At 34.0% G+C, this 14018-nt stretch carries 13 protein-coding genes; 4 read left to right on the forward strand and 9 right to left on the reverse strand.

Translation table 11 applies throughout. The features are described from left to right. The first annotated feature begins 51 nt into the window (after positions 1-51). On the forward strand, positions 52-2115 hold the full coding sequence (locus DMA14_RS19535) for a M3 family metallopeptidase (RefSeq protein ID WP_111426205.1): 2064 nt from the start codon (positions 52-54) through the stop codon (positions 2113-2115). 57 nt (positions 2116-2172) lie between these two features. Here the strand turns inward: DMA14_RS19535 and tsf are convergent, their stop codons facing one another. The 6 genes from tsf to DMA14_RS19565 all read right to left on the reverse strand — a co-directional run bounded on the left by tsf (position 2173) and on the right by DMA14_RS19565 (position 6843). After that, entirely contained in the window at positions 2173-3135 is a 963-nt protein-coding gene (gene tsf / locus DMA14_RS19540; protein WP_111426206.1) for a translation elongation factor Ts, read from the reverse strand. Between the two features lie 143 nt (positions 3136-3278). Further along, positions 3279-4046: a 30S ribosomal protein S2 gene (gene rpsB, locus DMA14_RS19545; protein WP_111367996.1), complete on the reverse strand. Its 768-nt coding sequence runs from the start codon at positions 4044-4046 to the stop codon at positions 3279-3281. A gap of 176 nt (positions 4047-4222) precedes the next feature. After that, a complete protein-coding gene (gene rpsI / locus DMA14_RS19550; protein WP_008466792.1) occupies positions 4223-4609 on the reverse strand; it encodes a 30S ribosomal protein S9 in 387 nt (128 codons plus the stop codon). Continuing rightward, positions 4609-5064 carry a 50S ribosomal protein L13 gene (gene rplM / locus DMA14_RS19555; RefSeq protein ID WP_008466793.1) on the reverse strand — a complete coding sequence of 152 codons (456 nt, stop codon included), beginning with the start codon at positions 5062-5064 and terminating at the stop codon, positions 4609-4611. The genes rpsI and rplM overlap by 1 nt, the downstream gene beginning before the upstream one ends. Positions 5065-5258: 194 nt before the next feature. Then, the gene (locus DMA14_RS19560; RefSeq protein ID WP_111426207.1) at positions 5259-6071 is read right to left on the reverse strand and encodes a ferritin-like domain-containing protein; all 813 of its coding nucleotides are present in this window, start codon (positions 6069-6071) and stop codon (positions 5259-5261) included. A gap of 25 nt (positions 6072-6096) precedes the next feature. Continuing rightward, on the reverse strand, positions 6097-6843 hold the full coding sequence (locus DMA14_RS19565) for a ferritin-like domain-containing protein (RefSeq protein WP_111426252.1): 747 nt from the start codon (positions 6841-6843) through the stop codon (positions 6097-6099). A gap of 207 nt (positions 6844-7050) precedes the next feature. Between DMA14_RS19565 and DMA14_RS19570 the strand changes: the two genes are divergently transcribed. Continuing rightward, on the forward strand, positions 7051-8076 hold the full coding sequence (locus tag DMA14_RS19570; protein ID WP_111426208.1) for a LacI family DNA-binding transcriptional regulator: 1026 nt from the start codon (positions 7051-7053) through the stop codon (positions 8074-8076). A gap of 36 nt (positions 8077-8112) precedes the next feature. Here the strand turns inward: DMA14_RS19570 and DMA14_RS19575 are convergent, their stop codons facing one another. From DMA14_RS19575 to polA, 3 genes are all read right to left on the reverse strand, one after another. Continuing rightward, on the reverse strand, positions 8113-8505 hold the full coding sequence (locus DMA14_RS19575) for a hypothetical protein (RefSeq protein ID WP_111426209.1): 393 nt from the start codon (positions 8503-8505) through the stop codon (positions 8113-8115). Between the two features lie 2 nt (positions 8506-8507). Further along, a complete protein-coding gene (locus DMA14_RS19580) occupies positions 8508-9626 on the reverse strand; it encodes a hypothetical protein (protein WP_111426210.1) in 1119 nt (372 codons plus the stop codon). Positions 9627-9760: 134 nt separating this feature from the next. After that, the gene (gene polA, locus DMA14_RS19585; RefSeq protein WP_111426211.1) at positions 9761-12598 is read right to left on the reverse strand and encodes a DNA polymerase I; all 2838 of its coding nucleotides are present in this window, start codon (positions 12596-12598) and stop codon (positions 9761-9763) included. A 323-nt stretch (positions 12599-12921) separates the two neighbouring features. Between polA and DMA14_RS19590 the strand changes: the two genes are divergently transcribed. Together DMA14_RS19590 and DMA14_RS19595 are read left to right on the forward strand one after the other, a co-directional pair. Next, positions 12922-13149 carry a hypothetical protein gene (locus DMA14_RS19590; RefSeq protein WP_111426212.1) on the forward strand — a complete coding sequence of 76 codons (228 nt, stop codon included), beginning with the start codon at positions 12922-12924 and terminating at the stop codon, positions 13147-13149. A gap of 186 nt (positions 13150-13335) precedes the next feature. Next, positions 13336-14010 carry a response regulator transcription factor gene (locus DMA14_RS19595; RefSeq protein ID WP_111426213.1) on the forward strand — a complete coding sequence of 225 codons (675 nt, stop codon included), beginning with the start codon at positions 13336-13338 and terminating at the stop codon, positions 14008-14010. Positions 14011-14018: the final 8 nt, after the last annotated feature.

Below are 14018 nucleotides of genomic sequence, written 5' to 3' on the forward strand. Positions count from 1 at the left end.
TGCTCTTTTTTCTGATAGAAATTTTGCGCAGAATTAATTAATGTATTTGTTATGAAAACACCGATAGAGTTAGATAATTCATTGCTAAAAGATTGGTCCGGTCCTTATGGAGGTATTCCAGATTTTACAGCATATAAAATTTCAGATTTTAAGCCTGCAATAGAATTTGCGATTAAAGAAAAATTAGAAGAGATTGATGCAATTGCGAATAATCCACAAAAGCCTACATTTGAAAACACCATTGAAGCTTTAGAGCTTTCGGGTACAAAATTAGATCGAATTCATGCAGTTTATGGCATTTATAGATCTAATCTAAGTACTCCAGAATTTAATGTTATTGATACAGAAATGTCGCCAAAATTGGCAGAGATCAATGACAAACTGTATCAAAATAACAAACTGTTCTCTAGAATTGAAGCTTTGTATAAATCGGATGAAAAGAAGGATTTAACTAAGGAACAGCAACGCGTGCTTTGGCTTTATTACACTGACTTTGTTAGAGAAGGAGCGGAGCTAGAAGAAAAGGATAAAGATAAAGTTGCTAAAATCAATCAGGAATTGGCGACACTTTTTACCGCTTTTAGTCAAAAGTTATTGGCAGAAGAAAATGATCAGTATATAGAGTTAGAGACAGAAGCTGATTTTGACGGTTTGCCTGAGGAATTTAAGAATGCAGCAATTGCAGAAGCGAAAGAAAGAAATCTAAAAGCTTTAGGATGCATTGGAAACACAAGATCTTCAATAGAGCCTTTTCTGACTTTTTCAAACAGGAGAAATTTAAGAGAAAAAGCTTTTGATGTTTTTGTAAAACGTGGCGATAATAAGAACGAAAATGATACGAATGAAACACTTGTCTCTATTTTAAAATTAAGGACGGAAAAAGCGAAGATTTTAGGTTTTGCAAATTTTGCTGAGTGGAGTTTGTCTAACAAAATGGCTAAAGATCCGCAGAAAACACTCGATTTGATGCATTCTGTATGGAAACCTGCGGTAGAAAAAGTAAAGAACGATGTTTCGGCTATGCAGGAAATGGTCGACAGAGAAGATGGCAGCTTTAAAATTCAGCCTTGGGATTATCGTTATTATGCAGAAAAAGTGCGTAAAGCAAAATACGACTTAGATCAGAATGAAATCAAGCAATATTTACAGCTGGAAAATTTACGCGAAGGAATGTTCTGGACAGCAGGAGAATTGTTTGATTTAGGCTTTAAGCAATTATTTGATGTTCCGGTTTATCATCCAGATGTTCGTGTTTGGGAAGTGAATAATAAAAATACGGGAAAACCAATTGGGCTTTGGTATTTTGATCCTTATGCTCGTACAGGAAAACGTTCGGGAGCGTGGATGAATTCGCATAGAGATCAGCAGAAAATAAAAGGTAACGTGCTTCCTATTGTGTCAAATAATTGCAATTTTATTAAAGGAAATAGCGATGAACCGGTTTTAATTTCATGGGATGATGCAACGACTCTATTTCACGAATTTGGCCATGCACTTCATGGATTATGTTCAAATGTTATTTATCCAAGTCTTTCTGGGACTTCTGTAGCGAGAGATTATGTGGAATTTCCTTCGCAATTATTAGAACATTGGCTGGCGACTCCAGAAGTGTTGAATAAGTTTGCTCTTCATTATAAAACAAATGAAGCTCTCTCTCAATCATTGGTAGAAAGAATTGGAAAAGCTGCTAATTTTAATGAAGGTTTTGCAACAGTTGAGACGATTTCAAGTTCGTTTGTAGACATGGAGTTGCATTTAACAACCGAAACAATTGATCCGCATGCGTTTGAGAAGAAGATTTTGAGCGAAATTAATATGCCGTCTGAAATTGTAATGCGACACAGGATTCCGCAATTTGCTCATATATTTTCAAGCGATGGATATGCGGCAGGGTATTACAGCTACTTATGGGCAGATGTGATTAATGCAGACGCTTACGAAGCTTTTTTAGAAGGAGATGGGCCTTTTGATAAGAATGTTTCAGAACGTCTTTTTAAAACCGTTTTAAGCGTTGGAAACACTATTGATAACGAGGAAATGTATGAGAGTTTTAGAGGTCATGCTCCAAAATCTGATGCATTGATGCGAGCAAGAAATTTTCCAGTTGAAAGCTAAAAATAAAAAAGCCCGAATAAATAAATATTCGGGCTTTTTAATATTGAAAATAATATATTAACCTAAAGTAACTCTTTTGAAACCTGTAATTTCAACATTGAATCCTTTTACGTAATCACCAACTTTTTTACTGTCATCTTTGATGAAGTTTTGATCTAAAAGAGCTTTCTCTTGATCTAAAGTAGTGTTGTCAGAAATGAAACGTTGAACTTTTCCTGGAAGAATTTTGTCCCAGATTTGCTCTGGTTTACCTTCAGCTTTTAATTCAGCTTTAGCATCTTCTTCAGCTTGTTTGATAACCTCAGGAGTTAATTGAGAGAAAGAGATGTATTTAGGAACATTTTTTAAAGTTTTTCCTAAACGTGCAGCTTCTTCATTATCTTTTTCGATTACAGCAATACGAGCAGCAAGTTCAGATTCAACGAAAGCAGGATCAAAATCTTTGTAAGATAATGTATCAGCTCCCATAGAAGCAACTTGCATAGAAACGTCTTTTGTTAAAGCTTCAGCGTTAGCAACTGGAGCAGAAATTGCAGTTAAAGCAGCAATTTTATTAACGTGAACATAAGATCCAACGTAAGCACCTTCTAAAATTTCAAAACCACCGATTTCGATTTTCTCACCGATAACACCAGTTTGCTCGATTAATTTCTCAGCAACAGTGATTCCGTTGAAATCAGAAGCTAAAAATTCTTCTTTATTAGAGAAGTTGATAGCTCTTTCAACTAAATCTTTAGCTAAAGTTACGAAAGCTTCATTTTTACCTACGAAGTCAGTTTCGCAGTTTAAAGTGATGATAGCTCCTTTAGTGTGGTCAGCATTGATAAAAGAAACAGCAGCTCCTTCAGAAGACTCACGGTCAGAACGGTTAGCAGCAACTTTTTGTCCTTTTTCTCTAAGGATTTGGATAGCTTTATCGAAATCACCTTCAGCTTCAACTAAAGCCTTTTTACAGTCCATCATTCCGGCACCTGTAGATTGTCTTAATTTATTTACGTCTGCAGCAGTAATTGTTGCCATAATATTTTAAGTTTTAATATGTTTTTAAAAGTAAAAAATTCCAGCTTTTAAATCCCAAACTCCAATTTTAATAAATTATCAACATAACGTTTTTAATTTTGTCTTGGATTTTGGAATTTAAAATTTGGAATTTAAATTTTGATTTATTCTTCAGTTTCAGTTGCAGGAGCTTCAGCTTCAACAGCAGGAGCTTCTTCAGCAGCTTCAACTTCTTTCTCAGCACCTCTGTCAGAAAGACCTTCGATTACTGCAGTAGTTACTAAAGATAAAATTTTGTCAATTGATTTAGAAGCGTCATCATTTGCAGGAATCACGTAATCAACCTCTCTTGGGTCAGAATTCGTATCAACCATTGCGAAAACTGGAATGTTTAATTTTTGAGCTTCTTTTATTGCGATGTGTTCAGCTTTGATATCTACTACGAACAATGCTGCAGGTAGTCTAGACATATCAGCAATTGAACCTAAGTTTTTCTCTAATTTAGCACGTAGACGATCAACTTGTAAACGCTCTTTTTTAGATAAAGTGTTGAAAGTACCATCTTTCTTCATTTTATCGATAGAAGACATTTTTTTAACTGCCTTTCTGATAGTTACGAAGTTAGTCAACATTCCACCTGGCCATCTTTCAGTGATGTAAGGCATGTTTGCAGCTTTTGCTTTATCAGCAACGATGTCTTTTGCTTGTTTTTTGGTAGCTACGAATAAGATTTTTCTACCTGATGCAGCGATTTTTTTCAAAGCTTCGTTAGCTTCTTCAATTTTAGCTGCAGTTTTATATAGATTGATAATGTGAATACCATTACGCTCCATATAAATGTAAGGAGCCATATTTGGATCCCATTTTCTAGTCATGTGTCCGAAGTGAACACCTGCTTCTAGTAATTCTTTTACTTCTATTTTGTTTGCCATTTTTGTACTAGTTTACGTTCTGTTGATTAGCAATGTATAAATGGCGATTTCTCTGGCTTTATACATTTAGATGCTAAACTATATCCTACCTCGATAGGAGAGCAACAATAACTGTGTTTTTTAATTTCAATAAATAATTGATAATGTCTTGTCCCATCTGAACAAGACAGGTAATATTAACGTTTAGAGAATTGGAATCTCTTACGAGCTTTCTTCTGACCGAATTTCTTACGTTCAACCATTCTTGGGTCTCTTGTTAATAAACCTTCTGGTTTAAGGATAGCTCTGTTTTCAGCGTTAACTTCACACATTACGCGTGCTAATGCCATTCTTACAGCTTCTGCTTGACCAGTTGTACCACCTCCGTAAACGTTTACTTTTACGTCAAAGTTACTAGCGTTTTCTGTCATAGAAAGCGGTTGTAAAACTTTGTATTGTAAAGTTGCAGTTGGAAAGTAAGTTGCGAATTCTTTTTTGTTTACAGTGATGTTTCCAGTTCCTTCAGAAACGTATACACGTGCAACAGCGGTTTTTCTTCTACCGATTTTGTGAATAACTCCCATTACTTAAGATCATTTAGGTTAACAGTTCTAGGTTTTTGAGCTCCGTGTTTGTGCTCAGATCCTACAACAACATTTAGATTTCTAAAAAGTTCAGCACCTAATTTGTTTTTAGGTAACATACCTTTTACAGCTTTTTCTACTAATGCAGCTGGATTTTTAGCTTGCAATACTTTAGCAGTTAAAGTTCTTTGTCCTCCTGGGTAACCTGTATGACGCATGTAAATTTTGTCATTCATTTTTGTACCTGTAAGGTTAATTTTTTCTGAGTTGATAACAATTACGTTATCTCCACAGTCAACGTGCGGTGTGTAACTTGGCTTGTACTTACCTCTTAAAATCATTGCAACTTTAGAAGCAAGACGTCCTAAGTTATGACCTTCAGCGTCAACAACAATCCACTCTTTAGTTACAGTGGCTTTACTTGCTGAAACTGTTTTGTAGCTTAATGCGTCCATAATATTATTTTAATTAAACATTCCATCCCCAATAAAGGGGATGCAAAAGTACAATTAATTATTTTAAAACCAAATACCTGAAAGAATATTTTATCTGCTGAAAATCAGGTACTCAGTTTTTTAATTGATTAATGAATAAAAAAACCGTCTTCACAATAATGTCAAGACGGTTAAATATTTAGAGAAAAAAGTAATTATACAATAAATATATTGGCAATATCAACCACTTGTTGTGTTGTAAGTGGCTCATCATAAGCTTCTGAGCCTGCTGCAGCTCCAAAAGCGGCGGCAGTATTAAACCCAGCTTGCATGGTTACGCCTTCGCCATCATAAACTGCCTGTGTTGCTGCCGGCATGCCAGCGCCTCTTTCGGCATTAGAAATCCATCCTTTTAAGCCTCTTAGTCTTCTAACTTCAGAAGCATGACGAGCTTCAACAGAATGAATCTGCAATGCAGCAGTCAATAAATCGGGTGTCGTTATCAAATTTGCGGCTTGCCCTTTATATGCTCTAACTCCTGTATCTTCAAAAGCTTGTGCCAAAGCTAAAAATGTTGGATAATCGTGAAAAGGATCAAATGCTCCACCCACAGTAAAGTCAAAAGTTGGTTTAGGAACAAAGTTCGGGCTTGCGGTACCGCCTAGGCCTGCAATTAAAAATTTGACATGATCAGATTCATGATCCGCAATCTGTTGGAATACTTTTAAATCGCGTCCGCCATTTTCAGAAGCTGGAATTACCCCAGAATCTAAAGCCATTGCGTAAAATTCGTTTTCAAGATACTCTAAGGTCAGGGCGAATTGTAAAGCTCCAATAGGAGTTGCCGGAGTTGCTGTGATGTCTTTTGCGAAAGCTTTATTGGTAAGAGCCGATAATCCGAAAGGAATTGATGCTAAGGCTAAATTTTTTCCAATATTTCCAAACTGCGAAAAACTATCTCTGCGGGAACCAGTACTGTTCATTAAATTGTCATCAGTAAAGGATTCTATAAATTTTAAAATGTTCATAATTTCTAAGTTTTACTGGTTAAGATTAAGGCAAGTATTTAGCTGTAAATTTTGTGGTAATAAAACCAGCAGCAATCGGCAGGATTTTAGAGGGATCTTTTGCGTCATCTAAACCGGTTGACATATTTACGATATCGTCTCCAGCAAAATCTTTAGAATTTGGGTTGATCAAACTTCTTATTGCTGATGCATGTCTGGCTTCAACGGAAACAATTTTCCCTGCTAATAATAAGTAATCTGCAGTTTTAATTAATTTTCCAGCTCCATTGTAAGCAGCAACACCTGTGTCTTCAAGAGCTTTTGCAGTAGCTAAAACTTCGTTACGGCTATTAAAATTTAAAGAGCCATATGTAAAAGACAAAGTCGGAAGCAATTGAGAACTAGGATCGGGAAGTGCGCCAGTCAAAGCTGCTTTGAAAAAATCTCTGTGAACTACTTCATGATGATATAAGTCGGTCAAAACTTGACGCTCAGTGTCATTAAATACAGTATTAAAGCTTGTAGAATTTACAACCTTAGTATAAAAGTCCGCTTCTAGCTGCTCTAGAGCGTAAGCGTAAGTGAGAACGCCAAAGTCACCTGAGCCTAGGTCAAAAACGCCATTTCTGACTCCTGGCAAAGATGTGTCCTCCATATTGTTGTTATCGTCATTATCGCTGCAGCCAGCAAGAACCAAACCTGTGGTAACTAATGTTAATCCACTGAGCTTAAGAAAGCTCCTTCTGCTATTCAGTGAAGGGTCAACTTCATGAATTTTAACTTCGTTTTTCATAATCAAGTTTTTTATTAGGTTAACAACATTGGCCATAGTTGTTTGGTATTTAATTATTAACGAAATTTTAGGAGATGCGGTTTCAGAAAAATCTTCTTTTATAGATTTTTTTCGAATACGTGGCATAATTTGAAAGACAAATGGTTGTTTTTTGTTTTATTTTCGGTAATTCTACTATATTTGTATTAATTACATAAACTTTTATAGATGAAAGCTAAAGCAACTCTAAAACAAATTGCGAAAGAACTAGGAGTTTCTGTGTCAACAGTGTCTAAAGCATTGAATGACAGTCCAGAAATTAGTGAGCAAACGAAGGTTAAGATTAAGGAGTATGCCAAACTCAAAAATTATAAGCCGAATGTTATTGGTCTAAATTTAAAAAATCGTAAAACCAAAACGATAGGAGTGATTATTCCTAATATTCTAAATTCTTTCTTCGCGAAAGTTTTTAGCGGTATTGAGAAAGTTGCCGATAAGAAAGGATATAATGTAATTACTTGTATTTCTAACGAATCTTTAGAAAAGGAAATTCATACACTTGAAATGTTGAGTAACGGAACCATTGACGGATTTATTCTTTCGGTTTCTGAAGAAGCTCAAAAACTTCAAGATTATAATCATTTTTCTGAAATAATTAACGACGGAACACCAATCGTGATGTTTGATCGTATTGCTGATGAAGTAGATTGTGACAAAGTTGTTGTAGATGATTTCGATTCTGCATTAAATTCGACACAACATTTAATTAATCTTGGATGTAAAAATATTGCTTTAATATCTTCTGTGGATAATTTGAGCGTTGGAAAATTAAGAGCTGACGGATATTTGAAAGCTTTAAAAGACAATAATATTCCGGTAAACGAAAAAATCATCCTTCGTACCGATTCTGAAGAAGATATGAAAAGTAAAATTGATGCAATTTTTGACAATAAAATTGATGGAATTTTTGCTTTGGACGAAAATGATTCGGTTGCAGCATTACGAGTAAGTTTGAAAAAAGGATACAAAGTTCCAGAAGATATTTCGATTATTGGTTTTGCAGACGGAATTTTAGCTTCAAGACGTTTGTCACCAAGTTTGACTACAGTAAGTCAGCATGGTGTTGAAATTGGAGAAGTTGCTGCGAAAAGATTAATCGAAAGATTAGAAGAACCAGAAGGAACAGTTTCAGAATACGAAACAATTGTCATCAAGACTAAATTGAAAGAACGAGAATCTACTCGAAAAAAATAATAAAAAAACCATCAGTTTTCGCTGATGGTTTTTTTATTATAGGCTTTCTTGAATGTATTTTATTAGATAAACAAATATAATTACGGAAATAAGAGTAATTCTAAAAGTTTTTTGTTGTTTTGCTTTTAAGGTATAACCGTCCTTTTTTAATTCCCATGTAAATAATAATTCAAATAAAGTGCTTTTGGGTTTAAGTAGAAAATCTGTAATTTGATAGCTTTTGTTTGCTTTTCTTAATCTTTCCTCTTCTTCTTTTAGTTCAGACAATTTTATAGCTTTATCTATTTCTGAAGTATCTACATTTCTATTGGATAATTCATATTTGGCAAGATAAGCTGCATCGCGATTCCATTTTTTAGGAGATCCTACAATGTCTAATAACTGTTGCGTTGTTCTTGTTTTTATGGGAGGTTTAAAATTGTCAATCATTTCTATTTAAGGTTATATAAGAATTTTGGATTTTTGTATTTCTTCAATTTCTCAAAAGGAACTAAAAAAGATTCTTCACAAGATCTTGCTGCTCTATAAAAAATAGGAGTAAATTCAATTCCTTTTTCTGTGTAATTCCAAGAAGGAAAATCCCAATATTCTTCATTGGTATAATCACAATAATCATCTTCATTTTTTGGTTTTTCAAAATGTTCCTGAGAGTTAATTACAGCCAGTAATTTTGGTGCAAAATAAGTGCTTCTGTATTTTGAAAAAGCATCAAAATTATTCTCTTTGTCACCAGTTACGCTTTTGTCAAAAGCTAGAATATCATCAATTCCATATTGTTTTCCGTTGTTTAAATCAATAAGATAACCGCTGCTTCCGAAATCTGGATGAGCTCCTCCGCAGTCCCAAAACATCGAAACTTGAAAACCTAATAAATCATTATTTAGAAAGTTAATTGTTGTATTTCCTTCAATGCCTTTTCCTTGGCTGTATTCAAAACTAGAGGCGCAATTAAGCTGAGATAATGTATTTTCAATATGTATGCTTTCTAAGATCGGATTAATCAAAGCCTTGTTTTTTTCAGAAAAATTGTTCCCTAATCTAAAAAAATCAGAATCGCAATGTTTTTCAGAATACCAAACAAATTCTTTATTGTTGTAAAGTGTGGTTTTCTGTTTTTTAAATTCTAGAAATTTATATTTTACTAGATTAAGACGTTCATCCTCAAATCTAATTTTGAGATTTGATTTGTAATTATCAAAATTTACTGGTTCAAGATGAACAGTCAATTGTTTTTCTTTAGCATCATACCAGAATCCATCAAAATTATTGCCCGATTTTTTCAGGTAGAATTTCTCAGTAATATTATCGCCAGGTTTAAAGTAGAAAGTAAAATTATTGCTGTCTTTAAGTTTTCCTTCCAGCTTAATATCTTTTAATGAACTTTTATAGAAATATACGGCATTGAGATTATTCTCGTTATCTGAGTTGTAGACCTGAACAGTCATGAAAATAGTGCTTTTGCCTAAAGTTCCTTCTAGATAATAAATTTTGCTCTGACAAATTGCAATTGTTGAATAAAGCAGAAATAGGTATAAGAGATATTTCTTCATTTTACTTTCTTTTAAATCTTTAAAGGTTGTTATGAGTTGTAAATGTAGCAAAAGTAATATTCTTACAATGTCACTTTTAGTGATTAAAAAAAGCCATTCAATTTGAATGGCTTTTTTAATATGAATAATATTTTTTAGTGAGCTTCTAACCAGTCTTTTCCTAAACCGAGTTCAACCTCTAAAGGAACCGACATTTTAAAAGCATTTTCCATTTCGTGTTTAATCATTGGCTGGATTTTTTCGAGTTCGTCGTTATGAACATCGAACACAAGCTCATCATGCACTTGAAGTAACATTTTAGATTTCCAGTTTTCGTCACGAAGTTTTTTATGAATGTTGATCATGGCAATTTTGATCACATCGGCAGCACTTCCTTGAATTGGCGCATTTACAGCATTTCGTTCTGCTGCACTTCTTACAACAGCATTAGCAGAATTAATGTCTTTTAAATAACGGCGACGACCTAAAATAGTTTGTACGTAACCTTTTTCACGAGCAAATTCAACTTGTTCTGAAATATAAGATTTGAGACGTGGATATGTTTTGTAATATGCATCGATCAAAGCAGCACTTTCGCTTCTAGAAAGTGAAGTTTGGCTACTTAAACCAAAGGCAGAAACACCATAGATAATTCCGAAGTTTACTGTTTTTGCATTGCTTCTTTGTTCACGAGAAACTTCTTCAAGAGCAACATTAAAAACCTTTGCAGCGGTTGCTCTGTGAATGTCTTCTCCATTTTGGAAAGCTTTAATCATATTTTCTTCTCCACTTAGAGCTGCAATAATTCGCAATTCGATTTGAGAGTAATCGGCAGAGATCAAAGTGTGGTTTTCATCGCGAGCGACAAAAGCTTTACGAATCTGACGGCCTCTTTCAGTACGAATCGGGATGTTCTGTAAGTTCGGATTATTAGAACTCAAACGTCCTGTTGCAGCAACTGCCTGCATATAATCGGTATGAACGCGTAAGGTCTTTTTGTCAACTTGTTCTGGTAAAGCTAAAATATAAGTGCTTTGCAGTTTTACCATTTGTCTCCAATCCAAGATATCTTTTACGATTGGATTATCATTGGCTAAATAAGTCAAAACTTCTTCGCCAGTTGCATATTGCCCAGTTTTAGTTTTCTTTTGTTTTGCTCCGCCAATTTTAAGTTTGTCGAACAAAATATCTCCTAATTGTTTTGGAGAAGCCAAATTGAATTTCTCACCAGCTGTTTCGTAAATTTTCTGTTCCAAAGATTTGATTTCAACATCCATTTCTTTCGACATTTGATTTAAGAAATCAACATCAAGACGAATACCTTCCATTTCCATATCGGCCAAAACACTTACTAAAGGAATTTCGATTTCATCAAATAACTTTTTGGTTTCAGTTTTGTCTAATTGAGTTGTGAAGATTTCTTTCAATTGTAACGTAATATCGGCATCTTCTGCAGCATATTCTTTAATATCTTCCAAAGGAACGTCACGCATATTAAGCTGATTTTTTCCTTTTTTACCAATTAAAGTCTCAATTGATTTTGGAGAATATTTCAAATATGTTTCTGCTAAAATATCCATATTATGACGCATATCTGGATTAATCAAATAATGCGCAATCATTGTATCAAAAAGTTTTCCTTTTACGGTAACACCATAATTAGAAAGAATTTTTAAATCGTATTTTAAATTTTGTCCGATTTTCTCAATATTTTCATTTTCAAAAAACGGAACAAATTTTTCTACCAAAGCTTTTGCTTCTTCCTGATTTTCTGGAAACGGAACATAAAATGCTTTTCCTTTTTCATAAGAGAAAGACATTCCGACCAATTCTGCGTGCAGAGCATCGATTCCTGTAGTTTCTGTATCAAAGCAAACTGAAGTCTGTTTTTGTAAATTCTGTAAAAGCATTTTAATACCTAAATCGCCTTGAATGATTTGGTAAAAATGCTCTGTATTTTCTAAAGTGTTATAGAAAGAAGTTCTTGGAGCATCTGTATCTTCTTCTGCATCAGTACCTCCAAAAAGATCAAATTGGTCTTCATTTTTAGCAGCAGCTTTTTTAGCTGGTTTTGCATCTGTAGCTGTAGTAGCAGTCTGAGCTCCATCTGCTTTAAATAAATTATCAAACTGCTCAGCCATTCTTCTGAATTCTAATTCTTGAAAAATAGCATCTGTTTTTTCAATATCTGGGCGAGAAAGCTCATAATCTTCTTCATTAAAAGTAACATCGCAATCTGTAATAATTGCGGCCAGTTTTTTAGAAAGAATACCTTTTTCTTTATTAGCTTCGATATTCTCTTTCATTTTGCCTTTTAGCTTGTCTGTATTAGCCAAAAGATTTTCCATAGAGCCAAACTCTTTTAGGAATTTTTTAGCCGTTACTTCTCCAACACCAGGCAATCCAGGAATATTATCGACAGCATCACCCATCATTCCAAGAAAATCAATTACTTGCTCTGGTCTTTCTATTTCAAATTTTGCCAAAACCTCAGGAACTCCCCAAATTTCGATTCCGTTACCCATTCGAGCTGGTTTGTACATAAAGATATTTTCAGAAACCAATTGTGCAAAATCTTTATCGGGTGTTACCATAAATACCTGATAGTTCTGTTTTTCAGCTTGCTTGGCAATTGTTCCAATTAAATCATCGGCTTCGCAACCTGCAAGTTCAATAATCGGAATATGCATGGCTCTTAATAATTCTTGAATATAGGGAACTGCAATCTTAATTGCTTCTGGAGTTTCGTCTCTGTTCGCTTTGTAATCAACAAACATTTCTGACCTTACATGACTACCGCCTTTATCAAAAGCAACGGCCAAATGATCTGGTTTTTCTCTTTTAATAACATCTAAAAGTGAGTTCATAAAACCCATAATTGCAGATGTATCCATTCCTTTTGAGTTGATTCTCGGGTTTTTTATAAAAGCATAATAACCACGAAAAATTAATGCATAAGCATCTAGAAGAAAAAGGCGTTTTTGAGTTGACATATTAAAAATATTAGTCTGTAAAAATAAACAATTGAGGTTGCAAAAATTAATCAAAAAAGAAATTTTTTACCATATAGGCTATATAAATTCATTTTGGCTGAGATGCACCTGTAGAGACACACTTGTAGAGACGCATTGCAGTGCGTCTACATATTTGTGAAGAGTTTTTAAATGAACTTATATAACTTATATGGTAAAAAAACTCAAAGCGTTAATATCAAGTTAAAATTTTTTATTCAGGGATTTCTTCATTTTGGCTTCATTTTCAGAAGGTAATTTTGATCTGTAAAATAAAAGGTATTAATTCATAAATATTAGAAATCATGAGAAATTTATTAATGTTACTAGTGGCAGTTTTAGGAACAAGTGCAATGGTTCACGCATTTCCTGCAAAAGATGGAAAAACAGCTCCAGCAAAAGAAGTGAAAGCTACAAAACATCCTAAACACAAATCTGATAAAAAAGCAAAAACTGTAAAAGCGGAAGCTCCAAAAACAGAAGCTGCAAAACCAATGGCGCCGAAAGCAGAAACTGCAAAAGCTAAAAAATAGTAATTGCTCTCGTTTTGTTTTCGAAGCATTGTAACGAAGGCAAAACAGGAATAATGATTATGAGAATGCGATTGAATAAGCTGATGAAGAAATTTATCAGCTTTTTTTCATTCGTTAATTTTTTAATAATGTGCAGCTGGATTTTTGATAATTGATTAATTTTAGTTGTGCTTAAATGCTTTGTTTATGAATGTTTTAATAGTTGAGGATAATAAAGAACTTGCTGTAGAAGTTTACGATTTTCTGTGCAATGCAGGTTATATCTGTAAAATTGCAAATAATTGTGCTGATGCATTGGAAGAATTTGGGAGCAATGATTATGATGCCATGCTGTTGGATCTTGGTTTGCCTGATGGTGATGGTTTTGAGGTTTTGCGGGCGATTCGAAAAACAAAATCAAAAATTGCAGTAATTGTCCTTACAGCGCGCGGAGAATTGGATGACAGGATTAACGGACTTCATCTTGGAGCCGATGATTATTTGACAAAACCTTTTGCCTTGACAGAATTGGGAGCAAGATTGTTTGCTGTGATTCGCAGGATTCATGGTTTCACTTTAAACAATTTAAGTATTCATGGTTTTTTATTGCAACTTCAAGATTATAAAGTGAGTTTTGATGAAATTCCCTTAAGTCTCACTAAAAAAGAATTTGATATTTTTCAGTATTTAGTTCTCAATAAAAACCGAGTTATTACAAGGTTACAATTGACCGAGCATATTTGGGGCGATATTCTAGAAGTCAATTCAGATTCTAACTTTATAGATGTCCATGTTCGAAATCTTCGAAAAAAATTAGACAAACATACTTCGATAGATTGGTTTGAAACTGTTAGAAATGTGGGTTATCGTATAAACGAATAAATTTATTC

The organism is Flavobacterium sharifuzzamanii (genome assembly GCF_003254585.1).
Classification (GTDB): Bacteria; Bacteroidota; Bacteroidia; order Flavobacteriales; family Flavobacteriaceae; genus Flavobacterium; species Flavobacterium sharifuzzamanii.

Coding starts and splice junctions, on each gene's coding strand:
- DMA14_RS19560 (WP_111426207.1), bottom strand. CDS start 6,071: ATGAACATTTTAAAATTTATAGAATCCTTTACTGATGACAATTTAATG.
- DMA14_RS19575 (WP_111426209.1), bottom strand. CDS start 8,505: ATGATTGACAATTTTAAACCTCCCATAAAAACAAGAACAACGCAACAG.
- rpsI (WP_008466792.1), bottom strand. CDS start 4,609: ATGGGAGTTATTCACAAAATCGGTAGAAGAAAAACCGCTGTTGCACGT.
- tsf (WP_111426206.1), bottom strand. CDS start 3,135: ATGGCAACAATTACTGCTGCAGACGTAAATAAATTAAGACAATCTACA.
- polA (WP_111426211.1), bottom strand. CDS start 12,598: ATGTCAACTCAAAAACGCCTTTTTCTTCTAGATGCTTATGCATTAATT.
- DMA14_RS19580 (WP_111426210.1), bottom strand. CDS start 9,626: ATGAAGAAATATCTCTTATACCTATTTCTGCTTTATTCAACAATTGCA.
- DMA14_RS19535 (WP_111426205.1), top strand. CDS start 52: ATGAAAACACCGATAGAGTTAGATAATTCATTGCTAAAAGATTGGTCC.
- DMA14_RS19595 (WP_111426213.1), top strand. CDS start 13,336: ATGAATGTTTTAATAGTTGAGGATAATAAAGAACTTGCTGTAGAAGTT.
- DMA14_RS19565 (WP_111426252.1), bottom strand. CDS start 6,843: ATGAAAAACGAAGTTAAAATTCATGAAGTTGACCCTTCACTGAATAGC.
- DMA14_RS19570 (WP_111426208.1), top strand. CDS start 7,051: ATGAAAGCTAAAGCAACTCTAAAACAAATTGCGAAAGAACTAGGAGTT.
- DMA14_RS19590 (WP_111426212.1), top strand. CDS start 12,922: ATGAGAAATTTATTAATGTTACTAGTGGCAGTTTTAGGAACAAGTGCA.
- rpsB (WP_111367996.1), bottom strand. CDS start 4,046: ATGGCAAACAAAATAGAAGTAAAAGAATTACTAGAAGCAGGTGTTCAC.
- rplM (WP_008466793.1), bottom strand. CDS start 5,064: ATGGACGCATTAAGCTACAAAACAGTTTCAGCAAGTAAAGCCACTGTA.